At 62.3% G+C, this 23,939-nt stretch carries 22 protein-coding genes; 11 read left to right on the top strand and 11 right to left on the bottom strand.

Going from position 1 to position 23,939, the window contains the following annotated elements; genetic code table 11:
- Positions 1-6: 6 nt before the first annotated feature.
- A complete protein-coding gene (locus NKI21_RS28900) occupies positions 7-1,842 on the bottom strand; it encodes a monovalent cation:proton antiporter-2 (CPA2) family protein (RefSeq protein ID WP_352440295.1) in 1,836 nt (611 codons plus the stop codon).
- A 160-nt stretch (positions 1,843-2,002) separates the two neighbouring features.
- On the opposite strand from NKI21_RS28900, the gene NKI21_RS28895 reads away from it, so the two are divergent.
- The 3 genes from NKI21_RS28895 to NKI21_RS28885 all read left to right on the top strand — a co-directional run bounded on the left by NKI21_RS28895 (position 2,003) and on the right by NKI21_RS28885 (position 4,710).
- Entirely contained in the window at positions 2,003-2,992 is a 990-nt protein-coding gene (locus NKI21_RS28895; RefSeq protein ID WP_023813030.1) for an AraC family transcriptional regulator, read from the top strand.
- Positions 2,993-3,052: 60 nt separating this feature from the next.
- Positions 3,053-4,261 (top strand): MFS transporter, encoded by a 1,209-nt coding sequence (locus NKI21_RS28890; protein WP_352440296.1) that lies wholly within the window; start codon positions 3,053-3,055, stop codon positions 4,259-4,261.
- 182 nt (positions 4,262-4,443) lie between these two features.
- On the top strand, positions 4,444-4,710 hold the full coding sequence (locus tag NKI21_RS28885) for a hypothetical protein (RefSeq protein WP_127271315.1): 267 nt from the start codon (positions 4,444-4,446) through the stop codon (positions 4,708-4,710).
- A 66-nt stretch (positions 4,711-4,776) separates the two neighbouring features.
- Here NKI21_RS28885 and NKI21_RS28880 read toward each other — a convergent pair whose 3' ends face one another.
- The 4 genes from NKI21_RS28880 to NKI21_RS28865 all read right to left on the bottom strand — a co-directional run bounded on the left by NKI21_RS28880 (position 4,777) and on the right by NKI21_RS28865 (position 8,600).
- Positions 4,777-5,331: a hypothetical protein gene (locus NKI21_RS28880; protein WP_127295926.1), complete on the bottom strand. Its 555-nt coding sequence runs from the start codon at positions 5,329-5,331 to the stop codon at positions 4,777-4,779.
- A 135-nt stretch (positions 5,332-5,466) separates the two neighbouring features.
- Positions 5,467-6,558: a YcjF family protein gene (locus NKI21_RS28875; protein ID WP_352461281.1), complete on the bottom strand. Its 1,092-nt coding sequence runs from the start codon at positions 6,556-6,558 to the stop codon at positions 5,467-5,469.
- The gene (locus tag NKI21_RS28870; RefSeq protein ID WP_352440298.1) at positions 6,555-8,033 is read right to left on the bottom strand and encodes a YcjX family GTP-binding protein; all 1,479 of its coding nucleotides are present in this window, start codon (positions 8,031-8,033) and stop codon (positions 6,555-6,557) included. Before NKI21_RS28870 ends, NKI21_RS28875 begins: the two co-directional genes overlap by 4 nt.
- A 63-nt stretch (positions 8,034-8,096) precedes the next feature.
- The gene (locus tag NKI21_RS28865; RefSeq protein WP_352440299.1) at positions 8,097-8,600 is read right to left on the bottom strand and encodes a SixA phosphatase family protein; all 504 of its coding nucleotides are present in this window, start codon (positions 8,598-8,600) and stop codon (positions 8,097-8,099) included.
- A 330-nt stretch (positions 8,601-8,930) separates the two neighbouring features.
- On the opposite strand from NKI21_RS28865, the gene dksA reads away from it, so the two are divergent.
- Positions 8,931-9,347: an RNA polymerase-binding protein DksA gene (gene dksA / locus NKI21_RS28860; protein WP_023813023.1), complete on the top strand. Its 417-nt coding sequence runs from the start codon at positions 8,931-8,933 to the stop codon at positions 9,345-9,347.
- A 204-nt stretch (positions 9,348-9,551) separates the two neighbouring features.
- Here dksA and NKI21_RS28855 read toward each other — a convergent pair whose 3' ends face one another.
- The gene (locus tag NKI21_RS28855) at positions 9,552-10,292 is read right to left on the bottom strand and encodes a hypothetical protein (protein ID WP_352440300.1); all 741 of its coding nucleotides are present in this window, start codon (positions 10,290-10,292) and stop codon (positions 9,552-9,554) included.
- Between the two features lie 222 nt (positions 10,293-10,514).
- On the opposite strand from NKI21_RS28855, the gene cckA reads away from it, so the two are divergent.
- Together cckA and NKI21_RS28845 are read left to right on the top strand one after the other, a co-directional pair.
- Complete coding sequence (gene cckA, locus NKI21_RS28850) at positions 10,515-13,088, top strand: cell cycle histidine kinase CckA (protein WP_023813021.1); 2,574 nt, start codon at positions 10,515-10,517, stop codon at positions 13,086-13,088.
- 86 nt (positions 13,089-13,174) lie between these two features.
- On the top strand, positions 13,175-13,882 hold the full coding sequence (locus tag NKI21_RS28845; RefSeq protein ID WP_352868625.1) for a purine-nucleoside phosphorylase: 708 nt from the start codon (positions 13,175-13,177) through the stop codon (positions 13,880-13,882).
- 5 nt (positions 13,883-13,887) lie between these two features.
- On the opposite strand, the gene NKI21_RS28840 is transcribed toward NKI21_RS28845, so the two are convergent.
- The 3 genes from NKI21_RS28840 to NKI21_RS28830 form a co-directional block, all read right to left on the bottom strand.
- The gene (locus NKI21_RS28840) at positions 13,888-14,913 is read right to left on the bottom strand and encodes a c-type cytochrome (RefSeq protein WP_352868622.1); all 1,026 of its coding nucleotides are present in this window, start codon (positions 14,911-14,913) and stop codon (positions 13,888-13,890) included.
- A gap of 187 nt (positions 14,914-15,100) precedes the next feature.
- Positions 15,101-16,867 carry a GMC family oxidoreductase gene (locus NKI21_RS28835; RefSeq protein ID WP_352868620.1) on the bottom strand — a complete coding sequence of 589 codons (1,767 nt, stop codon included), beginning with the start codon at positions 16,865-16,867 and terminating at the stop codon, positions 15,101-15,103.
- 2 nt (positions 16,868-16,869) lie between these two features.
- Positions 16,870-17,496: a gluconate 2-dehydrogenase subunit 3 family protein gene (locus tag NKI21_RS28830; protein ID WP_352868618.1), complete on the bottom strand. Its 627-nt coding sequence runs from the start codon at positions 17,494-17,496 to the stop codon at positions 16,870-16,872.
- Between the two features lie 580 nt (positions 17,497-18,076).
- On the opposite strand from NKI21_RS28830, the gene NKI21_RS28825 reads away from it, so the two are divergent.
- Complete coding sequence (locus NKI21_RS28825; RefSeq protein WP_023813016.1) at positions 18,077-18,514, top strand: VOC family protein; 438 nt, start codon at positions 18,077-18,079, stop codon at positions 18,512-18,514.
- A 10-nt stretch (positions 18,515-18,524) separates the two neighbouring features.
- On the opposite strand, the gene NKI21_RS28820 is transcribed toward NKI21_RS28825, so the two are convergent.
- Entirely contained in the window at positions 18,525-18,830 is a 306-nt protein-coding gene (locus NKI21_RS28820) for a ribbon-helix-helix domain-containing protein (protein WP_352868616.1), read from the bottom strand.
- A 226-nt stretch (positions 18,831-19,056) separates the two neighbouring features.
- Between NKI21_RS28820 and NKI21_RS28815 the strand changes: the two genes are divergently transcribed.
- The 3 genes from NKI21_RS28815 to NKI21_RS28805 all read left to right on the top strand — a co-directional run bounded on the left by NKI21_RS28815 (position 19,057) and on the right by NKI21_RS28805 (position 21,681).
- A complete protein-coding gene (locus NKI21_RS28815) occupies positions 19,057-19,452 on the top strand; it encodes a VOC family protein (RefSeq protein ID WP_352868613.1) in 396 nt (131 codons plus the stop codon).
- A gap of 80 nt (positions 19,453-19,532) precedes the next feature.
- Positions 19,533-20,063 (top strand): gluconate 2-dehydrogenase subunit 3 family protein, encoded by a 531-nt coding sequence (locus tag NKI21_RS28810; RefSeq protein ID WP_352553014.1) that lies wholly within the window; start codon positions 19,533-19,535, stop codon positions 20,061-20,063.
- A 46-nt stretch (positions 20,064-20,109) separates the two neighbouring features.
- Positions 20,110-21,681: a GMC family oxidoreductase gene (locus tag NKI21_RS28805; RefSeq protein ID WP_352720136.1), complete on the top strand. Its 1,572-nt coding sequence runs from the start codon at positions 20,110-20,112 to the stop codon at positions 21,679-21,681.
- Between the two features lie 65 nt (positions 21,682-21,746).
- Here NKI21_RS28805 and NKI21_RS28800 read toward each other — a convergent pair whose 3' ends face one another.
- Entirely contained in the window at positions 21,747-22,160 is a 414-nt protein-coding gene (locus NKI21_RS28800) for a hypothetical protein (RefSeq protein WP_023813011.1), read from the bottom strand.
- Positions 22,161-22,472: 312 nt separating this feature from the next.
- Here NKI21_RS28800 and urtA point away from each other — a divergent pair, with 312 nt between their 5' ends.
- Positions 22,473-23,783 (top strand): urea ABC transporter substrate-binding protein, encoded by a 1,311-nt coding sequence (urtA, locus tag NKI21_RS28795; protein WP_128303581.1) that lies wholly within the window; start codon positions 22,473-22,475, stop codon positions 23,781-23,783.
- Positions 23,784-23,939 lie beyond the last annotated feature (156 nt).

Below are 23,939 nucleotides of genomic sequence, written 5' to 3'. Positions count from 1 at the left end.
CCTTGCTCAATCGGCGGGTTCGGACTTGTGCAGCACACCCGCGGTCTCTTCATTGAGTGCCTGACCAGGCCGGCGCGGCGTGGAGAGCGGTGTCGGAATCGGCGTGCCGATATTGCCTCTCAGGAAGCGCTGTCCGGCGCGAATGCCTTCGGCAAGCTGGGTTTCGAATCGATCGGTGTCGCGGCGCCTGACGTCTTCGATCGTTTCAGCCACGTCTTCGGGGTCGACGCCCAGCGATTCCAGTGCCGAGCCACCGAAAACAAGTGCGGATTCGAAGGTTTCGCGCAGTTGGTAGTCGACGCCGGCACGAATGAGCTGCAGCGCCGTTCCACGGTCGAATGCGCGGGCCAGCACTGTGAGCAGTGGGAATTCGGCCTTGATCAACTGGGCGATGCGAACAGCCACATCGGCCTTGTCGACGCAGATCAGCACGGCGCGCGCCCGGCCGGCACCGGCGGCATGCAGGATGTCCAGTCGCGTGCCGTCGCCATAGTAGACCTTGAAGCCGAAATCGGCCGCCGCCTGGATCATTTCGACATCATTGTCGATGATCGAGACGTCGATGCCGCGCAGCAGCAGCGGCTGGCTCGCGATCTGGCCGAAGCGGCCGAAGCCAATGACCAGCACGCTGCCGGTCAGGCCATCGGCGACATCGACGCCGTCGAGCGACTGCTCGTCGCGCGGCGTCAGATAGCGCAAGGCGATGATCGCCAGCGGCGTCAGCACCATGGAGATGATAACGATCGCCGTCAGCGTCGCGTTGGCCTGGCCGTCTATGATGCCGACCGCCGCGGCCGCCGAGTAAAGGACAAAGGCGAATTCGCCGCCTTGTGCCATGAAGACCGCGCGCTCAAGCGCTTCGCGGTGGCCTGACTTCAGGATACGGGCGACGATGTAGATGCCGAACGCCTTCATCACCATGTAGGCGACGACATAGACGGCGATCAGCCGCCAGTTCGCCGCGACCACATGCAGGTCGAGCGACATGCCCACCGCGAGAAAGAACAGACCGAGCAGGATGCCGCGGAAGGGTTCGATGTCAGCTTCGAGCTGATGGCGGAAGGTCGATTCGGACAAAAGCACGCCGGCCAGGAAGGCACCCATCGCCATCGACAGGCCGCTGAGCTGCATGGCGAGGGCGGATCCGAGAACGACCAGGAGCGCTGCCGCCGTCATCACCTCGCGGGCACGGGCATCCGCCAGGATGCGGAAGAACGGATTGAGCAGATAGCGGCCTGCCACCACCAGGCCGACGATCGCGGCGAGCCCGATGCCGACCTCGGTCAGCCGCTCCGACAGGCTGGTGTCGGCCCCACCGGGCGCCAGGAACGCGATCAGGGCCAGCAGCGGTACGATGGCTAGGTCTTCAAACAGCAGGACCGATACGATGCGCTGGCCTTTCGGGGCGGCGATTTCACCGCGTTCCTCGAGAAGTTGCATGACGATCGCTGTCGAAGTCAGCACGAAGCCGGCGCCGGCGACGAAGGATTGTGCGATCGGAAACCCTCCAGCCATGCCGACACCGGTCAGCAGCAGCGCGCAGACGCCGACCTGCAGGGCGCCGAGGCCGAATATCTCACGGCGCAGGCCCCAGAGCCGCGATGGCTGCATTTCCAGCCCGATGATGAACAGGAACATCACAACGCCGAGTTCGGCGACATGAAGAATGGCTTCCGATTCGGAAAAGACGCCGAGGCCGAACGGGCCAATCACCACGCCGGCGGCCAGATAGCCGAGAATCGAGCCGAGGCCCATGCGCTTGAAAATGGGAACGGCGACGACACCGGCAGCAAGCAGCGCCACCACCTGAACCAGATCACTGCCCGATGCTTCCGCCGCCATGCCTCTTGTCCCTGTGTCTCACAGCACTCCTTGCATGCAGTTGGAGCGGGAGGCAAGGCGAGAAATCTGCCGGGAAAGGTAGGGTGCCGTTGCAGCGATTCCCCTGGTGGAACAACGGTCCCCGCTTGCCTGTCGGACGTTCGGCATCTATATCTCGTATATGCCTGACTATTCGTCCCGGCCGTCTTCGACGCCACATATCCCGATGGATGCGCTCAGCGAAGTTTTACAAGACTTTCGCTTGAGTGGTGTCAACTATGGTCGCTGCGAGCTCCGGCACCCATGGAGCATAGACTTTCCGCAACAACAGCTGCTTCGGTTTCACTTTGTCGGCCAGGGCCCGTGCTGGATTCATACTGAATCGCAAGGCTGGCAGGAGTTGCGCGATGGCGATCTGGTGCTGCTGCCGCAAGGCATCGCCCATCGGCTGGCGAGCGCGCCGGACGTTGCAGGGGACTCGCTCGAAGGTTGCCAGGTGATCAAGTTGGGGGGCAACGTCTGCGAAGTGGTACGGCAAGGAACGGGCGCGACGAGCACCCTTTTCTGCGGCTCCATGGCCTTGGACTCCTATGCGCTCAACCCATTGATCACGTTGATGCCGCCTGTCATCAAGGGTTGCGACGTGGCCGGCAATGACCCGGTCGTCGGTCCTTTGCTGGCGGCCATGACGGTGGAGGCCTCGCAACCGCAGATGGGCAGCGCCACGATTCTCTCGCGTATGGCCGACTTGCTAACGGCCCGGCTCATACGCTGCTGGGTCAATTGCAACGGAGCCTCGACCACCGGTTGGCTCGCAGCCATCCGCGACCCCCATATAGGCCGCGCTTTGGCGGCCATGCACCGCGACCCCGGCCACAACTGGACGCTGGGAAGCCTGGCCGGCGTGGCAGGCCAATCGCGTTCGATTTTCGCCGAGCGTTTCAGTGCGGTATTGGGAGAGGGTGCCGCACACTATCTCGCCCGCCTGCGTATGCAGCTTGCCCGCGAATTGCTGGGCCAAAACGGCTTGTCGGTTGCCGAAGTCGCTACCCGTTTGGGCTATGATTCCGAGGCATCCTTCGCGCGCGCGTTCAAGCGCATCACCAATGTCTCGCCGGGCGTTGTGCGTCGCACAATTCCCGGACGAATGGATATGAATTTCGGATTCTAAGATACATATCATCCGAGCGGACTCGCCTATTTAAGACCTCCAAACTTTGGAGATCTTTCCGTGACTGACACAACATTACAGCTTGAAGACGCCGCGATTGGCCTTGATGCCGATGCACCAGCCGCGTGGAGCGCAGCCACTTGGTTCGCGGTCATTTCATTGGCGGCCACCAGCTTTGCCCTGGTGTCTGCCGAATTCCTGCCCGCAGGTCTGCTGACGCCAATGGCACGCGATCTCGGCATCAGCGAGGGGACGGCCGGACAGGTCGTCACCGCCACCGCTTCCGTCGGCGCCGTGACGGCCATGTTGAGCAATGTTCTCATCGGCCGCTTGAACCGCAAGGCGGTGCTGGTTGGTCTCAGCGCCCTTGCGGTCGGTTCCAATATCCTGGCGGCGCTGGCGACCGATTTCTGGCTGTTGCTGTTGGGCCGGGCCGGGCTGGGCATCGCTCTCAGCGCTTTCTGGGCACTTTCGGTCGCCGTCGTGGCGAGGCTGGTTGGCGCCAATGCGACAGGTCGGGGCATGGCGATCGTCACCCTCGGCGTCTCGCTTGCCACCATTGCCGCACCGTCGATGGGCGCGCTGATCAGTGACTGGATAGGGTGGCGCAGTGCCATGGCCATGACGGCGGGGCTGGCCGCGCTTGCCATGCTGCTGCAGTTTCTCAGCCTGCCGACCTTGCCTGCAACGGCAAGCAACAGCCTTGCAGATGTATTTCGGCTAACCCGGCGGCGCGGCATCCAACTCGGCATGCTGGCTATTGTTTTGCTGATGACGGGGCATTTTGCCGGCTCGGTCTATGTGCGTCCCTTCCTCGAACAGGTGACACTCCTTACAACCGGACCGATTGCCTTGGCTCTGCTCGGGTTTGGCATCGCTGCCGTGATCGGTAATGTTGCCGGCGGCCGCATGGCCGACACCAACATCCACATGGCCCTCGCAGTCACCGCGGCGTTGATGGCGGTTGCGGCACTTACTTTGGTGCTTTGGGGCTCGCATATCGGCGTTGCCTTCGGCTTCGTTACGCTGTGGGGTTTCGCCTTTGGCATGGCGCCGGTGGTGCTGCCGACCAATATGTCGCGCGCGGCGCCTGATGCGCTGGAGGCAGCGGGCAGCCTGATGGTCACCTCTTTCCAAATTGCCATCACCATCGGCGCGGTTGTCGGCGGCTATGTCGTGGACACCTATGGCGCGACTGGGCCTTTGACTCTGACTGCTATCCTTGCCGCATCGACCGCCGTCTTGGCGCTGCTGCAGCCGCGCAGCTGAACTTTGCTGCCGCTGATAAAATAGCCTGAATCCGGGCCGCCGCCGATGTTGCAGGCGCGATACACAAGTTGAGGCCGGGAACACGTTGCATCTTGCCGCAATCGAAGGCTAAGGACGCTCGGCTTCGGCCATTGGAGGGTGATCGACGATCAAGTCGCGCCCTTTTTGAGGAGATGACTGACATGAAGAAGTTTTTGTTTGTTGCCGTCGGCCTGGCGGTGCTTGCCGGTTCGGCTTGCTCGAAGGCGCCCGAGTGCACGGCGGAAATCGCGACCAAGAAGGCGCAGGACATGGCTACCGCGCTGCAGGAAGCGATTACCAAGGACCCGTCCAAAGCGGCTGATCTGACGGCCAAGGTCCAGGCGGTGACAACCAAGTATCAGGGCGCTACGACATTGGCCGACGCCTGCAAGGCCTATGACGAACTGACGGCCACGATCAAAGGCTAACGCCCTGATTCGATTTGATCAAACGAGGCGGCGACCGTTGGGTCGCCGCCTTTTCTTTTGAATTGTTCAGTTCGGCGCGATGGAGCCGACTTCGACCGCGTCGACGCGCTTCAGGCTCATGCCGATCACCGGCACCAGCTGGTCGTCGACGCGCACGGCAATAGTCACCGTCATCGAATTGTCGTCAGGGATGCGAGCCTGCATGACGCCGCGCAGCTGGTTGCGGTTGATGGTGAAGACCACCTTGCGGGGATCGACGACGTTGCCGCCGATGATGTCGAGGCCGGAACCGGTCGCGCCACCCATGAAGCTGCCCTTGTAGCCCTCACGGCCCTTGCGCTCGATCTTGGCCGACATCGGTTGGGTGAACATGCCGACCCGACAGCCGCCGTCGAGCGACATGCCGACCTTGCCGTCGGGCGTCGAGCCGGTGAAGCTGCAGTTGAACTTCGTGCCTTTGTATTTGCCGGCGACGATTTCGCCGGGACCGATCCACTTGCCTTCGGCGGACTGGAAGAACTGCTTGTCCGGCTCCGCCGCAGAGGCCACTCCGGCAATGCCGACGACTGCCGTAATCACCGTTGCCAAGGGCAGGACGCTGGATAGAATTACGCTTTTCATCGACGACACCCGGCAACAAAGATGCTGTTTGGAACCCGTCTGACCATGAACAAGATTGGTTAATGCTTCGTCACCGCGGGGCCGCCGCAAAGCAGTCCGGTAACAATTCCGAAGGTCCAGACACTCCAGCCCGGCTCACTTGCCGGATGGGGTCGTTTCACCGTCTTTCCTGGTTGCGAACGATGTCAGTGCCGAGAGGAAATCACCAAGTCCGGGACGCTTGGCGGCGCTGAAGGGCAGGGGTCGCGCCGTCTCCATCGCGGCGATGCCGATGCGCGCCGTCATCATGCCGTTGACGACGCCCTCGCCAAGCTTGGCCGAAAGGCGCGCGGCCAGGCCGTGGCCGACGATCTGCTGGACGAAACTGTCGCCGACCGCGATCGAGCCGGTGACCGCCAGATGCGCCAGCACGCTGCGCGCCAGGCGCAAGAAACCCAGCGTTCCCGGCCGTCCACCATAGAGTTCCGACAGGCGGCGAATGAGCCGCCCCGCCTCGAACACCACATAGGCAACATCGACGAGTGCGCGTGGACTGACCGCCGTCACCAGCGAAACGCGTTTGGCGGCTTCGAGAATCATCACCTTCGCCCTGGCATCGAGTGGTCCGAGAATTTCAGCCTCGGCCAGACGCACGAGATTGCCGCCGTCGATGATTTCGCCGCGCAGTTCGGCCAACGTGCGCCGGCCGGCCGCGGTTTCGGGTTTGGCCGCGACAAAGGCCGACAATTCGTCGACGACCGATCGTGCAGCCTTGGGATCGTCGCGGGCGATCGCGTCGAGCGCACGCTTCTGCAGCTTTTCGACCTCGGCAAGGCGGACGATCGCCAGGAATTCGCGAATCAGGATCACCAGAAGCGCCAGCACGGCAATGGCAGCCATGCCCGCAGCCAGCCAGCCCAGCCATTCGGCACGCGCGAAGAGGTCGCGGATGAGCTGGTCGGTCCATAGGCCGACCGCCAGCGAAACCAGCACGCCAAAGGCGCCGAAGAAGATGCTGCCGAGCAGCGAACGCTTCCTGGGGGCAATGGCCGGCGGCGGCTCCGCGGCAATGATGTCAGGCTCGTCGAAGACATCGACTTCCGCCGGGATGACCATCGCGACATCGGCCTTCATCGCGCTGGGTTTGCGCTGGGCATCGGCCTGGGCACGGCGCGCCTGCGGCGCCTCTTGCCTTGGTTCGGCTTCCGGCTCGATGCGGAACGCTGCCGGCTTGCGGGGCGCAGTCATGCCAGATGATCTCCGATCAGGAACTGCAAGGCACGGTCGAGCCTGATATGCGGCAGCGACAGGGTGATACCTTCGGCCGTGCGTTCTAGCTTTGGGGGACGGAAACGGACGAAGCGGATTGCAGGGTCCGCGGCATCCTGCTTGTGATCGGCTCCCGAAAGATCAAAAACCGCATCAATTTTCTCCGGTAAATCACCAGGAAATATGGCTGTTTCAGTTTTTCCATCGAAGGTTTCGCCGTTGATCTTCTCGCCGGCGATCGGCGTGCCGATAATGACTGGCAACGTCTCTCGGCCTTGCTTGACGGCGCCTTCGCGCGTTGCGCGCACCGCCGCCATGGCTACCACATCGACGTCGGCGCCGGTGAAATTCGCCCGTGCCACGGCGCGGTCGGCAAGCCGCCGCACGATCGACTGCAGGCGGTCATGGCTTTCGTGATGCAGATGGTCGGCTTTGGTCGCGGCAACCAGGATGCGGTCGATGCGCCGCGAGAACAGGTCGGTGAGGAAGCTGCCCCGGCCGGGTCGGAAACAGCTGAGGATCTCGGTCACCGCGCGTTCCAGGTCGGCCATGGCGCCGGGGCCGGCGTTCAGCGCCTGCATGGCGTCGATCAGCACGATCTGGCGATCGAGACGGGTGATGTGTTCGCGGAAGAAGGGTTTGACGACATGCGTCTTGTAGGCCTCATAGCGCCTGTCCATCATGGCGTGCAGCGACCCTGCGCGTGGACGCCTGTCGCCAATCCCGGCCAGGGGCGCGAAGGTCAGTGCCGGCGAGCCTTCGAGATCGCCCGGCATCAGGAAACGGCCGGGCGGCAAGGTCGAAAGCGCCCGCTCGTCGAGCTTGCAGGCCTTCAGATAGGCGGCGAAGCTTTCGGCCAGGCGGCGCGCCGTCATCTCGTCGGCGTCGGCGTTCGGATCGATCCCGGACGACAACGCCCGCCAGCCCTGCGAAAGGTCCTCGCGCACCGGCAGAACGGCCATTTCAAAGGCTTCGTGCGAAAAATCGGCAAAGGATTTGCCGAGCAGCGGCAGATCGAGCAGCCATTCGCCGGGATAGTCGACGATATCGACCGACAATCTGCCGGAGGAAAACATGCGGCTCCAGCCGGAAGCCGATTCATATTCGATGGTCAGCCGCAGTTCCGAAATGGCGCGCGTCGAATCGGGCCAGGCACGATCGTTGACCAGGGCGGCGATGTGGTCCTCGTACTGGAAACGCGGCACCGCGTCGTCCGGCTGCTGCTCGAGGAAGGCGCGGGCGATGCGCCCAGATTTCTGCGCCTCGAACAGCGGCAGGCGGCCGCCATGGATCAAATTGTGGACAAGGGCCGATATGAACACCGTTTTGCCGGCGCGGGACAATCCCGTCACGCCGAGGCGCAGCGATGGGGAAAAAAGCCCGGTGGCGCGGCCCGACAGCGTGTCGAGGGCAATCCTCGCCTCGTCGGTGAAGGTGGTCAGCGATGATGCCAAAATATGCTCTCTCGAACTTCGGTCCGTCCGATATAGGCTCTGCTACCAGGCTTTGAAATGGCTTCAGAGATCGGCCGGCGTCAGGAACGCTTCGAGATAGCCGGCGCCTTGGGCGGCGCTGGCAAGATCGCCGTCAAAGCGGACGACTGCCAGGCCCGCGGTCGGGAACCCATGGTTCAGCGTGACCCGCGCAGTCTCGTCGCCGTCGCCCGAAACTGCCATGGTGAGGTCTTCCATCATCGGGTTGTGGCCAATGACCAGCAATGAGCCTGATCCGCCATTGTCGCGGATAAGGTGGAGGTACCCGGCCGCGTCCGCGCTGTAGAGCGCGTCGAAGAACAGAACCCGGCCGGTGTCGGTCTGGCCGGCCAGGCCTTCCAGCGTCTCCTTGGCGCGCTTGGCATTGGAGCAGAGCGTCCGGTCCGGAACATAGAGGCGGGAGCGCATGGCGGCCCCCACCATTTCGGCATCGGCGCGGCCGGACGCATCGAGCGGGCGATCGAAATCCCGCATGCCGGGCAGTGCCCAGCCAGCCTTTGCATGTCGCAACAGATAAAGCCTGCTCACCCAACCTCCGAATGCCGAAGCGTCCCGGATTAGCCACGGGAACGGCGTTGCGCACAATGGCCCGTGCTCTTCAACACGGCGAATCACCCAATGCTGCTTGCTGCAAAGGTCTCTTGCGTATCGGCCCCCGGGGTCACGGCAATCTCGGAAAGCATGTGCCACCGGATCGAAAGTGTCTCGGCGAATTTTGTACCAAAGCGACCGTACGCGGCCGCAGAGACGCGTGACGGGTACTTTAACAATTGCGTGAGACAGCGGCCGATTGCGCTTGTGCAGGCGTCGGACGACGAATATATAGGCGCCAAAATTGGGGCAGTTTGGGTGAGTCGAATGAACGACATCGTTACCGCCGATTACGTACCCTCCGAAGACGAGCCGTTCATGAACGAGCGGCAGAAATCCTACTTCCGCTCAAAGCTCGTCACCTGGAAGAGTGACATATTGCGCGAAGCGCGCGAAACACTGGAAATCCTGCAGCAAGAGAACGCCAACCACCCCGATCTGGCCGATCGCGCCTCTTCGGAAACCGACCGTGCCATCGAACTCAGGGCCCGCGACCGTCAGCGCAAGCTCATTGCAAAGATCGACTCCGCCCTGCAGCGCATCGACGAAGGCACTTACGGCTATTGCGAAGAGACCGGCGAGCCGATCGCGCTGAAGCGGCTCGATGCGCGTCCGATCGCGACATTGTCGATCGAAGCGCAGGAGCGGCATGAGCGCCGCGAAAAAGTCTATCGCGACGACTGAAGGTCAAGGCCGGCGGCTCACGGCCGGCTGTCATCGAACGAACTCGATTCTGAAATGGCCGGTTTTCCGGCCATTTTTATTGGTGCGGCATCCACCGCTCTGAGGCGCGCGAAGGCCGCAAACCCTTGATATTTTGCGCTTGGACGAGGTGGTTCGGCAGCGGACCGGCGACGATGTTTCGCGGGATAGCGACCCGGCGGTCGCTCATCTCTTCTGACTGGAGAGTTCGCCGAGAAGCTTGGTCATCTCGTCGTCGAGCGACTGCGGCGCCGCCGGCTTGCCCACCGGGCCGCCCGAACGGGGCTGATCCAGCGACACTTCGAGTTCCCTCATCAGCGTGTCGTCGATGCTGTCCTGCACCGGCTGCGGTGGTGGCGGCGCGTGCCGGGCGGTGTTGGCGTTGGCGGAGCCGTAGGCAGGCAACGGCGTGACATTGGTCGGCTGATAGCTTTGCGTTGCCGGCTTCGGTGCAGGTGCCGGCGGCGCTGTTGTACGCGGGCGGGCGGGTGGCGTCGTGTTCACCGGCTGTGGAGCGGGAGCCTGTCTCGCCGGCGGCGGAGCGGGTTGCGGCGGACGCGGTCTTGCCGGGGCCGCGGCGGCCGGAACCGGCTGCAAGCCGCCATCTCCGGTCAATGCCGGCCGGCGTAGCGCCGAAAGTCGGATATCGCGCTCGACGACGACGTCGGTCGGGCCGCCGATCAGAAGCAGGTGCTCGATATCGTCACGGCGTATCAGCACCAGCCGGCGATGGCTGTCGACGGCGGTGGCATCCATGACGGCCAGTCGCGTCTTGCGGTTCCGGCCACCGGCGACGAAGGTTCCGAATGTCAGGTTGCGCACCAGCTTGATGATAACGAGAACGATAACCAGCAGGACAAGCGCTGCAAACGTCCACAACAATGCTGCGGCATAACCGGGACCTGCCACGCTATCGAGCCATTGCATTGGGTTCCCCTGATCGCCCTTGGAAGTGAAGAGACACTAGACCGTTGCAGCGGGCCACCGCAAGTTGCGTTTCACGCTGGTGAACAGCTAGAAAAACTCCGAAGCCTGGAAGACATCATTTTTATCCGACATTTGCCGCCCAGGCCTTTTCCGGACTAGGAGAATGTGATTCAACCCGCTAGGGCGGGTGTCGGAACACCGGAATTCACGAGCAGGGGGCACATGGCCAAGGAAGCGCGCGGCGATTTCTATCCGGTACCGATCGTCGACCAGAATACGCGACCCGGCGCGGTCACCCGGCTTATCATTTTCATCGTCGTTCTGACGGGGGCGGCGATCGTCTTCGGGCTTTTCCGCGAGCGCCTCGGCGATCCTTTCCTGCTCGGCATGCTCGGCGTGCTGGCGATGATCGGCGTCGGCTTCCTGTTCGCGACGGCGATCGGCTTCGTGCAGGTCACGCCACGCTCGACAGGCGACGAACTGTCGAAATCCTTCGTCGATTCGATGTCGCAGGGGCTTCTCGTCACCGACACCAAGGGCCGCGTCGTCTACGCCAATCGCGCCTATGCGGATATGACCGGAGCATCGTCCGCTGCCGACCTGAAGACCGTCGAGGGATTGCTCTCGGATGTCCCCGAAGCCTCGGTGACGATCTATCGCCTGGCATCCGGCCTGCGCGACGGCCAGCCGGGCGACGGCGAGTTTAGGCTCGCACAGTCCATTCGGCCCGGTGCCGAGCCTGGCGCCCGCTGGTACCGGGCACGCGCCCGCGCCTTCAGCGTTCCAGGCCAGCGGCTGCCGATGCTGGCCTGGCAGCTTGCCGACATCTCGCAGGAGCGGGCCGAGCAGGAGCGCTTCTTCCTCGATCTGCAGAAGGCGATCGATCATCTCGACCACGCGCCGGCCGGCTTCTTTTCGGCCGACCAGGAGGGCCGCGTCACCTATATCAACGCCACGCTCGCCGAATGGCTGGGCATCGACCTCACCAGCTTCACGCCCGGCGCCGTGTCTCTGTCGGAGATCGTGGCTGGCGACGGCATGGCGCTGGTCCGCTCGGTCAAGGCCGACCCCGGCACCACACGCAACGCGGTGATAGATCTCGACCTGACGACCACGACGGGCGAAGCGCTGCCGGTGCGCTTCATGCACCGCGTTTCGGCCAGCCGCGAAGGATTGAACGGGCCGACACGCACGATCGTGCTCAACCGCACGCAAGGCGAGGATGCCTCTGCCGATTTGCGGGCTTCGGAAGTGCGCTTCACCCGCTTCTTCAACTCGACACCGATGGCGATCGCCGGCGTCGACCACAATGGGCGCATCCTGCGTACCAATGCGCCGTTCCTGTCGCTGTTTTCGTCTGTCGTCGATCGCGACGCCGTCGACCGTCGCGTACGGCTCGACACGGTGATCCATGAACGCGACCGGCCGGCCTTCGCGGCTGCCTTCGAGAAAGCGCAGCAGCGGCAGGCCGACATCGAGCCGATCGACACGCTTTTGCCCGGCAACGACGAACGGCACATCCGCTTCTACGTCAACGCCGTCGCCGACGGCACCGGCGGCGAGGGCGCCGAGGAGTCGGCCATCGTCTACGCCGTCGAGACAACGGAGCAGAAAGCGCTCGAAGGGCAGATGGCGCAAAGCCAGAAGATGCAGGCGGTCGGCCAGCTTGCCGGCGGCATCGCGCATGATTTCAACAATGTGCTGACTGCCATCATCATGGCGTCCGACCTTTTGTTGACCAACCACCGCCCGTCGGACCCGTCCTTCCCCGACATCATGAACATCAAGCAGAACGCCAACCGGGCGGCTTCGCTGGTGCGGCAGCTTCTGGCCTTCTCGCGCAAGCAGACATTGCGACCGGAAGTGCTCAACCTGACCGACGTGCTCGCCGATCTCAGGATGCTGCTCGCCCGCCTGGTCGGCAACGACATCAAGCTGAAGGTCGACCATGGCCGCGACCTGTGGCCGGTCAAGGTCGATATCGGGCAGTTCGAGCAGGTGGTGGTCAACCTTGCGGTCAACGCGCGCGACGCAATGCCGGCGGGCGGCGATCTCACCGTGCGCACCCGCAATGTCACCGCCGAGGAGTGCAAGGCCTTTTCCTACCGCGAACTCGCCCCGGCGGACTATGTCGTGGTCGAAGTCGAGGACACCGGCAGCGGCATCGCGCCCGACGTGCTGAAGAAGATTTTCGAACCCTTCTTCACCACCAAGGAAGTCGGCAAGGGCACCGGCCTTGGTCTGTCGATGGTCTACGGCATCATCAAGCAGACCGGCGGCTTCATCTTCTGCGATTCCGAAGTCGGCAAAGGCTCGACTTTCCGCATTTTCCTGCCGCGTCACATCGCCGAAGCGAAAAAAGCAGGCGAGCCCGGCGATGCGCCGGCGGCGCCGGCAAAGGTCGCCGATCCGGCCAAGGATCTGTCGGGCTCGGCCACGGTGCTGCTCGTCGAGGACGAGGATGCCGTGCGCATGGGCGGCATGCGGGCGCTGACCTCGCGTGGATACACCGTGCACGAGGCATCGTCGGGCGTCGAGGCGCTGGAAGTGTTCGAGGCGCTGGGCGGCAAGGTCGATATCGTCGTTTCCGACGTGGTCATGCCGGAAATGGACGGACCGACACTGCTTGGTGAATTGCGCAAGCGCCAGCCGGACATCAAGTTCGTCTTCGTGTCCGGCTACGCCGAGGACGCATTCGCCAGAAACCTCCCGGCAGATGCGCATTTCGGCTTTCTGCCCAAGCCGTTTTCGCTCAAGCAACTGGCGACGATCGTCAAGGACGTGCTGGAGTCTTAGAGCCTTTCCCATGTTCCTCCTTGCACAACGCCGTGACAACGCCATGATTGCGGGTGAAACGGCAGGAAGGCTTAGGGGAGCAACTTGTGACGCCGCACAACGAAGCGGACAAGGACGACTACGCCGACACGGTGTTGTTGCCGGGTGATCCGCAGCGTGCCGAGTGGATGGCGCGAACGTTCCTGGAAGCGCCGCGCTGCATCAATCGCCGCCGCGGCACGCTTGGCTTCACCGGGCTGTTTCGTGGCAAGTCCATCAGCATTCAGGCGACGGGCATCGGCGTTTCATCATTTCTGATCTATGCGCATGAACTGCTGGACCATTATGGCGCCCGGACCTTGATCCGCACCGGCACCTGCGGCAGCCTGACCGCAAAGGCAAAACTGCGCAGCCTTGTCATCTCACAATCGGCACAGGCGGAAAGCGCCCAGAGCGGCCAGGTTTTCGGTCTTTACGGACCCGCTGGCCCCGACCCGGCGCTCCTCGCATCGTCACTGGCCAAGGCGGTAGAATTCGGCATCGACCATCATGCCGGCCTGACGGTGTGCAGCGACATCTTCTATCACCCGGAAGGGCGCGCCCGTTTTGCCGTTGCGCGGGCGGAAGGAGCCCTGGCCGTGGACATGGAAACCAGCGCGCTCTATCGCATATCGGAGCATTTCGGAGCGCGTGCGCTGTCGATGTGTGTCGTGGTCGACAACATCGAGACCGGCGAACAGACCGACTATTCCGAGCGCCAGGAATTATTCGCAGACATGAGCCGTCTGGCGCTCGCTGTCGCAGCCGAGAGCTAGCCGAGTTACGGGAGCAATTGCTTGCGCACGGCTGCCACATCGTCGGAGGCGACCGCCGGGGCGGCGTTGCCCCAGCTGGCGCGCACATAGGTCAGGACGTCGGCGACCTCCTGGTCCTTCAGGCGCCAGGCCAGGGAGGGCATGGCGGGCGTAGTCGGTGCATCAGCCGTGTGCACGGCCTGGCTGCCGGCAAGGACGAGCCGGGCCAATGTTTCGGAACTGCCCTGCGCGACGATCGAATTGCCGGCAAGGGAAGGGAAAAGCACGCCTGACCCGGCACCATCTCCACCATGGCAAGCCGAGCAATTGTCGCGATAGATTGCCTCGCCCGTTGCCATCCGTGTCGCGTCAGGCTTTGCCGGTTGGACGCTGTCGACATCCGAGCCCAGGCTCTTGAGGTAGACTGCAACCGCCTTGAGATCAGGATCGGTCATTTTCGACGTGGAGTTCTCGATGGCCTCCGCCATCGGACCTGATGCAATCGAATGCGCGTTGACGCCGGTCTTGAGGTATTGGACCAGATCCTCCTGAGACCATTTCCCAAGGCCCGATTGCGCATTGTTGGTGATGTCGGGGGCAAACCAGCCTTGCAGGGAGGCACCTTGCAGGAACTCGCTGTCCTTGTCGGCGCCAAGGAAAGATTTGGGCGAGTGGCAGGTGCCGCAATGTCCTGCACCCTGGACGATATAGGCGCCGCGATTCCACTCCGCCGACTTGGAGGAATCCGGCTGAAAGCTTGCCTCGGTAAAGTTGAGGGCATTCCAGCCCAGCATCGCCAGCCGGATGTTCAACGGGAAGGGCAGCTGATTGGCCTCGACCTTGTTCAATACCGGTTCAACCGTCGTCAGATAGGCCCACAGGTCGGAAATGTCCCGATCGTTCATCCTGGTATAGGCGGGGTAGGGCATTGCGGGGTAGAGCCGCACGCCATTGTGGCCGATGCCTGACTTCATCATGCTGCGGAAATCGGCTTCCGACCAATTGCCGATGCCCGTTTCGCCGTCGGGGGTTATGTTGGGCGGGACAAGCATGCCGAACGGCGTTTCGAGCGGCAGTCCGCCGCCAGCGGTTTGCCCCCGGCCTGCGTATGACAGCCTGCGCAGTCGCCGAGCACGGCCTGATACTGTCCACGTATGATCTGGTCCGCCTGGTCGGCACTCCGTGCCGGGCCCGCGTTGAGGGCCGCGGCGCCGATGGCGAGCGTGAAAACGAGCTTGTTCATGCCTGCACCAGGGGTGCACCGGGATTGCGCAGATATTGATTGCGGATGGCATCGGCGGCACGGAAGGCGAGCGCGCCGACGGTTCCTGTCGGGTTCTTGCCGGCATTCTGCGGGAAGGCCGACGCGCCGATGACGAAGACATTGGGGACGTCCCAGCTTTGGAGGAAGGTGTTGACCGCGCTCTTCTTCGGGTCCGTTCCCATGATGGCGCCGCCCGTATTGTGGGTGCTCTGGTAGGGGACGCTGTCCCAGCCCTTCTTGCGGCGGCCGACGGCGTACTGCTTGCCGCCGAGCGCCTTGGCGATTTCCTCCATCCGGTCGCAGACATAGTTCGACATGCGAATGTCGTTGTCGGGAAAATCAAACGTCATGCGCATCAGCGGACGACCGAAACGGTCCTTGTAGGTCGGGTCGAGGTCGAGGTAGTTGTTGCGCGTCGCGTAGCTGCTTCCCTGGGACGAGTAGCCAAGCGTGCTCTTGTAACCCTCGACCGTTGCCTTCTTCCAGGCGCTGCCCCATTTCGGCGTGCCGGGCAAGGTCGGCCTGGTTCCGATCGGGCGCCCGTTGGTGGGAATGCAGTTGATGCCCGCGCCGCCGACGAAGTCCAGCGCGCCGTGGTCGAACGCGTCACCATTGTAATCGTCGATCGTCTGGCCGAGCGCGCCGGCGGCGATGAACGGGTTGAAGTTCTTGTCGTCGAAGAACACCTGCACGCCGGCATTTGTCTGGTAGCAGTAATTGCGCCCAACCGTTCCTTCGCCACTGCCGGGGTCGTAGATCTTGCCGATGCCGGACAGCATCATCAGCCGGGCATTGTGCAGGCCGTAGGCGCACAGCAGCACCAGATCGGCCGGCTGGAAATATTCCTCGCCTGACGTATCGACATAGGTGACGCCGCGCGCCGACTTGCCTTCGGGAGCCAGATCGACATGCAGAACCTCGCTGTCGGTGCGAACTTCGAAATTCGACTTCTTCATCAGCACGGGAAGGACGGTGGTCTGGGCGCTCGACTTCGAATAGTTGGCACAGCCGAAGCGTTCGCAGAACCCGCAATAGGTGCATTGACCCATGGCGATGCCGAGCGGGTTGACATAGGCCCGCGACATGTTGGCGGATGGGGTCGGGAAGGGATGCAGGCCGATCGACCGGCCGACCTCGGCGAACAGGGTTGGCGCGTAGGTCATCTGCATCGGCGGGTTCGGATAATCCCGCGACCTTGGATCCTCGAACGGATTGCCGCCTTCCTGCAACTGCCCCTTGATATTGCCGGCCTTGCCCGAGATGCCTGCCAGATACTCGAACTGGTCGTAATAGGGCTCCATCTCCGCGCCGGTCACGCCCCAGTCCTCGACCTGGAGATCGGCGATTCTCGATGCACCGTATTTCTTCGTCAGATTGGTCTTTATCTGAAAGTCCGAATCCCAGAACCGCCAGGTGTGGCCGTTCCAGTGGACGCCGGCGCCGCCGACGCCGTTGCCGGGGAGAAAGGAGCCGAAATCGCGCATCGGCAGCGCCTTCTGCGACGGGTCATTGCGCACCGTCATGGTTTCGACGGTCGGCTGCAGGAAGAGGTCGCGCCGGATGCTGTAGCGCAACTCGTCCTGCGCATAGCCGATGTTGAAATCGGTTGCCGTGTCGCGCCAGGGGCCGCGCTCTATGGCCACCACGTCGAGGCCCTGATCGGTCAATTCGTGGGCCAGAATGGATCCCGTCCAGCCGAGGCCGACGATCACGACGTCTTTGCGAGGCAGTATCTTGGTCATGATCAGGCGCCTTTGCCGAGCCATTCGGGACGCCCGATGATCGAGACAGGCGGCTGCGGATATGGCTGATTGTGTTTGCTGACATGGTCGCGGTAGTCGTAGCGGGCACCTGGAAAACCAAGCATGCGCCACGAGACCATGTCCTTGTTGCCGCCATAGACGGGGTCGGCAAAAAACCCTTCCATGGTGTTCTGCAGCAGAAGCCCGAAGAAACCGGGACCCTTGACGCCATTGGGCAGGTCGACTTGCCCGGCCTCCATTGCCGTCAGGAAGGCATCCTGTTCGGCCGATGCGAGCTCGACGAATGTCTTGCCGTCCCGCTGTTTCAGGAAGGCGTCGATGGCGGCAAGCCCGGTGCGGTAACGCTGCGCCGGATTGGCCTCGCCCTGATAGCCCTGGGTGGGCAGTCCAGGCAGAAACGGGCCTTGCGTGTAAAGCCGGCTCGACACTCCGAACGCCCCCATCAACTGCCTGTCGATATAGACGGCGCAACCGGCTTCCTTGCCGCCCATGCTGAGCTCGTCGGCCGGAATGATGCGGTCGACGATCGCCTCGACAAGGGCTGCTTCCTGGGCTGAGAAAAAGTGCCAGCCGCCGGCCACGACCTGCGCGGGTGGATCGGATGCCATTGGCGTCCAGGGCAAAGTGCCCGAGAACGATCGCGCAAAACCGGCCGATGTCGCGGTTGCCGTAAATATTGCGACCGAGGACAGGAAAAGACGCCGATTCATTCGAACAGGATTGCGATGGTTCATATTAGGAATCTCGAAAATAAGAGAACGCACCCGGGAAGTGACGCCAAAGTAATCATGACAACGATAGTTAGTTTAATCCGCAGATCGAATGCCGATAGACTGCGAGATGAAAATGACCTCGTCAACCACATCACAAAATCGTTAGCGAGGGTTCGGTCGACTGCCGATCGGGTCTGGGTGTGTTGTTGAAGCCGGATGGCTGCCCGGAAGTCGGGCCACGATCCCGCGAAGCATCCGGCCTACCTGCCCGGATCCTGGACCGATAGAAACAGCGTCGTGCCATCAGGCATGAATCAGGAACCAGCCACTGACCGGGTGGCGTTCGAGGTCGCGGTCAATGCCAGGCCCACCGCGACGCATCACCAGGCTCTCAAGATCCCTTGATCATACTTGCTCAGCTGGCAAGCAGGCTAATGAGTTTACGACCTGGACGACACCTTGTAGACTGAACACCATGGCGCTCAAACGGATGGACAACATAGGAATCGTCGTCGATGACCTTGAAGAGACGATTGGTTTCTTTGGCGAGCTCGGCCTTGAGCTCGAAGGGCGGGCTACGATCGAAGGAGAATGGGCCGGACGTGTCACGGGACTGGGCGATCAGCGCGTCGAGATTGCCATGATGCGGACGCCGGACGGCCACAGCCGGCTCGAACTGTCCCGTTTCCTCACGCCGCCTGTCGTCGCCGATCACCGCAACGCCCCTGTAAACGCCCTGGGCTACCTCCGCGTCATGTTCACTGTGGACGACATTGACGGGACGCTCGAAAGGCTCCGCAATCGCGGTGCGCGGCTCGAAGGCGAAGTCGTCCAGTATAGAGACGTGTATCGGCTATGTTACATTCGAGGGCCTGGAGGGCTTCTCATCGGGCTCGCCCAAGAACTCAGCTGAGCGCAATACGCTAAGCAGCTTCCCGCTTCGGCACCATCTGCTCATCCATCCCTGGCCGATGGCCGCGCAGATAGAGCGCGCAGGTGGTGCGCAGCATCGACGCAAAGTTCGGGATGGCGCCGTTGAGCTCTATGGCTTCGTCATAGAGCTTGGAGATGAATTTCGGCGTCGTCAGGTTCTGGTTTTCGGCGATCTCGTCGAGCAACGCCCAGAATGTTCCTTCAAGCTGGATGCTGGTCGAGTGGCCGTCGATGCGAATCGACCGGTTGATCTGGCGATAGCCTTCGGGATCCTGGCCCGCAAACACCCTGCACATCCGACAAACCTCCCATGATTGTTGGTCTTGGGTGGACGGGCGTGCAGTTTGACACTGCTTGACCTGTCCCCACATGCATTCTCGGGTAAAATCGCCGCCACGGCAATCGGACTTTTGTCCTTGTTGGCGATGGAGGACGGTTCACGGCTTCGGGCGTGGTAACCGGCTGCCACCACCTTTTGTCCGTGCCGCGCATAATCGTCTCCACACCAGAGCGGAGACTGATTTGGCCAAGGCGATCCACAGCATGATCCGGGTTCTCGAAGAGGCCCGGTCCGTCGATTTCTACAGAAACGCCTTCGGGCTCGATGTCGCCGACAGGCTGGATTTCGAGACATTCACGCTCCTTTACCTCAGCAATGCCGAGTCGGGGTTCGAGCTCGAACTGACCGTGAACAAGGATCGGCAGGAGCCTTACGGGCTGGGCGACGGCTACGGTCACCTTGCGGTCTCGGTCGCCGATCTCGACGGCGAACATGATCGTCTCGGTGCGCTTGGCCTCAATCCGAAGAAGATCGTCGAGTTCAACCGCGACGGGTCGCTGATCGCGCGTTTCTTCTTCATCGAGGACCCCGACGGCTACAAGATCGAGGTTCTGCAACGCACAGGTCGCTTTCAATAGGAGACATTGCAGCCGCACCGGCAGGTAGCGCCAGCAACGGCACTCTCAAGGGTGCAAATAGCAAGCAGGGAGGAATAAAAATGGTCACGATCTATGACGCGAAGCCTGGGCTTTCCCGTCGAGAGCTTCTCAGACGCGGCGGCATCGGCGCGCTGCTCGTCATCTCCGGCAGCGCCGTCATCAGCCCCGAACATGCCTGGGGGCTCGAGACATCGGCACTCAAGCCCGAAACCATGGCGACGCTGATCCAGATGGCGCGTGACATCTATCCGCACGATCAGGTTCCGGACAAATATTACGCCATTGCCGTGAAAGGTCATGACGAGCAGGCCGGCAAGGACGCCGCCTACAAGGCGATGCTCGAGGACGGCATCGCCGACCTCGACAAGAAGTCCGGTGGCGGCGGCTATCGCGGCCTTGGCTGGGAGGAGCAGCGGGTCGCCGTGCTGAAGCAAATCGAGGTGACGCCATTCTTCCAGGCCATCAGAGGCGGCCTCGTCGTCAGCCTCTACAACCAGAAAGAGGTGTGGCCGATCTTCGGTTACGAGGGCGAGTCCTATTCCAAGGGCGGCTACATCGCGCGCGGTTTCGACGACATCGAGTGGCTCTGAGCCCCGTCGTTCCTGAACCCGCAAACAGAAATCATGGGAGGAAACCATGGCAGCTTCATTTGATCTGAACAACGACGGCGTGGTCGTCATCATCGGCTCGGGCGCCGGCGGCGGCACGCTCGGCAACGAACTCGCCCAGAAGGGTGTCGACGTCGTCATCCTGGAAGCCGGCGCGCGCCACGAATACGAAGACTTCATCAATGACGAGTGGGGTTCGTTCAGCCAGCTCGCCTGGACGGACAAGCGCACCACGTCGGGTGACTGGCGTGTGGCCAAGGACTTTCCCAACCTGCCGGCCTGGATCGTCAAGTCGGTCGGCGGTTCGACCACGCATTGGGCCGGAGCTTCGCTGCGCATCCAGGAGCATGAGTTCAAGACGCTGTCGACCTACGGCAAATTGGAAGGCGCCAACCTGCTCGATTGGCCGATCACGCTGGCCGAGCTGGAGCCCTACTATGCCAAGGCTGAAGCCAAGATGGGCGTCACCGGCACCAATGACTGGCCGCGGCTGCCGGGCAACAACAATTTCAAGGTGCTGAAGGCCGGCGCCGACAAGCTCGGCTATAAGGAATGCCACACCGGCAACATGGCGATCAATTCGGTCGATCGTGACGATCGCATGTCTTGCCAGCAGACCGGCTTCTGCTTCCAGGGCTGCAAATGGGGCGCCAAATGGTCGACGCTCTACACCGAGATCCCCAAGGGCGAGGCGACAGGCCATCTCGAAGTCAGGCCGAACGCCATGGCGATCAAGATCAACCACGACGCTAGCGGAAAGGTGACCGGCGTCGTCTACGCCGACAAGGACGGCAAGCTGCAGGAGCAGAAGGCGCGCATCGTCGCGGTTGCCGGCAATTCGATCGAGAGCCCGCGGCTGCTGCTCAATTCGGCATCGGGAAAATTCCCCGATGGGCTTGCCAACTCGTCGGGTCAGGTCGGCAAGAACTACATGCGTCACACCACCGGCTCGGTCTATGCCATCTTCGACAGACCGGTGCACATGTATCGCGGCACGACCATGGCCGGCATCATCCGCGACGAGGCGCGGCATGATCCATCGCGCGGTTTCGTGGGTGGTTACGAGTTCGAGACGCTGTCGCTCGGCCTGCCGTTCATGGCGGCGTTCCTCGATCCGGGTGCCTGGGGGCGCTCGTTCACCACCGCACTCGATCACTACGACCACATGGCCGGCCTGTGGATCGTCGGTGAGGATATGCCGCGTGCGGAGAACCGCATCACGCTGCATACCGACGAAAAGGACGCGCACGGCATGCCGATCGCCGACGTGCATTTCGACGACCATCCGAACGACACCGCGATGCGCAACCACGCCTACAAACAGGCTACGGCACTTTACGATGCGGTCGGCGCCACCCGCACCTTCCCGACGCCGCCCTATCCGTCGACCCACAATCTCGGCACCAACCGGATGAGCGAGAAAGCGGAAGACGGCGTCGTCAACAAGCACGGCCAGGCGCACGACATCAAGAACCTGTTCGTGTCCGACGGCAGCCAGTTCACCACCGGGGCCGCCGAAAACCCGACCCTGACGATCGTGTCGCTCGCGATCCGCCAGGCCGACTACATCGCCGCGCAAATGTCGGCAAAGACGATCTAGTCAAATCCTCCCGACAGACTGCTGGCGCGGAACCCGCAAGGTTCCGCGCCTTTTTTCCTGCCGCTTCATTGCTTGGTGCAGGTCGAGGCGGTGAAAGCGCCGTCGGGCTGCTTCATGATGATGTCGAAGGAAGGGGCGGTTTCACCGTCGAGCGTCGCCTGGGTCAGCGACAGCGAATTGCCGCCGGTGGTATATCCGCCCAGCGGCCCCAGCCACGAGATCACGCCGTTTGCGTCCATTTGATAGTTATAGCCCTGCTGCACGGGGTCGAAGACGCGGAGGCTGGTGTAGACCGGGCCGCTGTAGACGTTCCCCTTGATGGTGATGTCGCCGAGGCTGAGGAACATGCCAAGCAGGTACACTTCGCAATGATAAGTGCCGTCAGGCATCTTGCCGTCGCTGAAATCGGCTCGCGCAGGCCCGGTTGCTGCGGCCAGAAGCAGTATGCCGATAAAAATGCGTGAAATCCCTGAAACCATGACGTCGCTCGCTTGAAGAGAGAGCTTGCCCTATTTTTGCACCGCGCCGCAATATCGGTCGCCTGAGGCACTGCTGTTGAGATCAAAATATAGGCAGCCTGAGAGAATGAGTGAAAATTAGGCAACGACTGCGTAAGCTGCGCAAAATTCCCTCAATCGATTCTTGGCCGCCTCTCTTTGTTTTGGAGGCCCTACATTCCAAGACGCTGATATTTCTGAACTATTTGTACCCTTTCGGGGTCGCCGGAGCGGTTGGCATGGGGGTTGCTTTGTAGTGTTGCGGTGCAATCAACCAGCTTGGGAGTCCGTAATATGAGGGGTAATTTCTCGACAATAACAAAAATGTTTTCGGCGAGCGTGGTCGCCGCCGGCCTGTTGATGTCCGCTCCGGCGAAGGCCGCCGACGACACGATCAAGGTCGGCATTCTCCATTCGCTGTCGGGGACCATGGCGATTTCGGAGACGACGCTGAAGGACGCCATGCTGATGCTCATCGACGAGCAGAACGCCAAGGGTGGCCTGCTCGGCAAGAAGCTCGAGGCGGTCGTCGTCGATCCGGCTTCCAACTGGCCGCTGTTTGCCGAAAAGGCGCGCGAGCTGATCTCCAAGGACAAGGTCGCGGCGGTGTTCGGCTGCTGGACCTCGGTGTCGCGCAAATCGGTGCTGCCGGTGTTCTCGGAACTCGACAACATCCTGTTCTACCCCGTCCAGTATGAGGGCGAGGAAAGTGAGCGCAACGTGTTCTACACCGGTGCGGCGCCAAACCAGCAGGCCATTCCGGCCGTCGACTATCTGATGAGCGAGGATGGCGGTTCGGTGAAGCGCTGGGTGCTGGAAGGCACCGACTACGTCTATCCGCGCACCACCAACAAGATCCTCGAAGCCTATCTGAAGGCCAAGGGCGTGGCTGCGGAAGACATCATGGTCAATTACACGCCGTTCGGCTTCTCCGACTGGCAGACCGAGGTTTCGGCGATCAAGAAGTTCGGTTCGGCCGGCAAGAAGACCGCCGTCGTCTCGACCGTCAACGGCGACGCCAACGTGCCGTTCTACAAGGAACTCGGCAACCAGGGCGTCAAGGCCGAGGATATTCCGGTCATGGCCTTCTCGGTCGGCGAGGAAGAGCTTGCAGGTCTCGACACCGCGCCGCTGGTCGGCCATCTCGCTGCCTGGAACTATTTCGAGAGCATCGATACGCCCGAGAACAAGAAGTTCATCGCCGACTGGCACAAGTTCATCAAGAACGACAAGCGCACCACCAACGATCCGATGGAGGCCCATTATATCGGCTTCAACATGTGGGTGAAGGCGGTCGAGAAGGCCGGCACCACCGATCCGGACAAGGTCATCGACGCCATGATCGGCGTGTCGGTGCCGAACCTGACCGGCGGCTATTCGACGATGATGCCGAACCACCACATCACCAAGCCGGTGCTGATCGGCGAAATCCAGGCCGACGGCCAGTTCGAAACCGTGTCGCGCACGCCGGGCCTGGTGATGGGCGACGAATGGTCCGACTATCTGCCTGATTCCAAGGACCTGATCTCCGATTGGCGCGCGCCTCTGTCCTGCGGCAACTTCAACGTTGCCACCGGCAAGTGCGGCGGCAAGGGCACGAACTGATCCCTCCCAGGGCTGACCTAGTCAGACCGCGCGCGTTGGGCGGGCGGGGCAGCCACCGCCCGCGCCGCCCAACAAACAGAAGGGGGTGAGAACAAACCAAGAAAAGGAGTTGATTCAGTGGTTTTGGGGGGTGGGTGGTGGTGGGGGCGGGGGGGG

It is taken from the genome of Mesorhizobium sp. M0715 (genome assembly GCF_040320355.1).
Taxonomy (GTDB): domain Bacteria; phylum Pseudomonadota; class Alphaproteobacteria; order Rhizobiales; family Rhizobiaceae; genus Mesorhizobium.
Note: the sequence above shows the minus strand (reverse complement) of the source record. Positions and strands in the feature narration are given on the sequence as shown.

Excerpts from the sequence above, each read along its gene's own strand:
- NKI21_RS28820 (WP_352868616.1), bottom strand. The coding sequence starts at position 18,830 with ATGTGCAGGGTGTTTGCGGGCCAGGATCCCGAAGGCTATCGCCAGATC.
- urtA (WP_128303581.1), top strand. The coding sequence starts at position 22,473 with ATGAGGGGTAATTTCTCGACAATAACAAAAATGTTTTCGGCGAGCGTG.
- NKI21_RS28880 (WP_127295926.1), bottom strand. The coding sequence starts at position 5,331 with ATGAAAAGCGTAATTCTATCCAGCGTCCTGCCCTTGGCAACGGTGATT.
- dksA (WP_023813023.1), top strand. The coding sequence starts at position 8,931 with ATGAACGACATCGTTACCGCCGATTACGTACCCTCCGAAGACGAGCCG.
- NKI21_RS28900 (WP_352440295.1), bottom strand. The coding sequence starts at position 1,842 with ATGGCGGCGGAAGCATCGGGCAGTGATCTGGTTCAGGTGGTGGCGCTG.
- NKI21_RS28830 (WP_352868618.1), bottom strand. The coding sequence starts at position 17,496 with ATGGCATCCGATCCACCCGCGCAGGTCGTGGCCGGCGGCTGGCACTTT.
- NKI21_RS28805 (WP_352720136.1), top strand. The coding sequence starts at position 20,110 with ATGGCAGCTTCATTTGATCTGAACAACGACGGCGTGGTCGTCATCATC.
- NKI21_RS28810 (WP_352553014.1), top strand. The coding sequence starts at position 19,533 with ATGGTCACGATCTATGACGCGAAGCCTGGGCTTTCCCGTCGAGAGCTT.
- NKI21_RS28835 (WP_352868620.1), bottom strand. The coding sequence starts at position 16,867 with ATGACCAAGATACTGCCTCGCAAAGACGTCGTGATCGTCGGCCTCGGC.
- NKI21_RS28885 (WP_127271315.1), top strand. The coding sequence starts at position 4,444 with ATGAAGAAGTTTTTGTTTGTTGCCGTCGGCCTGGCGGTGCTTGCCGGT.
- NKI21_RS28895 (WP_023813030.1), top strand. The coding sequence starts at position 2,003 with ATGCCTGACTATTCGTCCCGGCCGTCTTCGACGCCACATATCCCGATG.
- NKI21_RS28825 (WP_023813016.1), top strand. The coding sequence starts at position 18,077 with ATGGCGCTCAAACGGATGGACAACATAGGAATCGTCGTCGATGACCTT.
- NKI21_RS28840 (WP_352868622.1), bottom strand. The coding sequence starts at position 14,913 with ATGCTTGTCCCGCCCAACATAACCCCCGACGGCGAAACGGGCATCGGC.
- NKI21_RS28875 (WP_352461281.1), bottom strand. The coding sequence starts at position 6,558 with ATGACTGCGCCCCGCAAGCCGGCAGCGTTCCGCATCGAGCCGGAAGCC.
- cckA (WP_023813021.1), top strand. The coding sequence starts at position 10,515 with ATGGCCAAGGAAGCGCGCGGCGATTTCTATCCGGTACCGATCGTCGAC.
- NKI21_RS28800 (WP_023813011.1), bottom strand. The coding sequence starts at position 22,160 with ATGGTTTCAGGGATTTCACGCATTTTTATCGGCATACTGCTTCTGGCC.
- NKI21_RS28855 (WP_352440300.1), bottom strand. The coding sequence starts at position 10,292 with ATGCAATGGCTCGATAGCGTGGCAGGTCCCGGTTATGCCGCAGCATTG.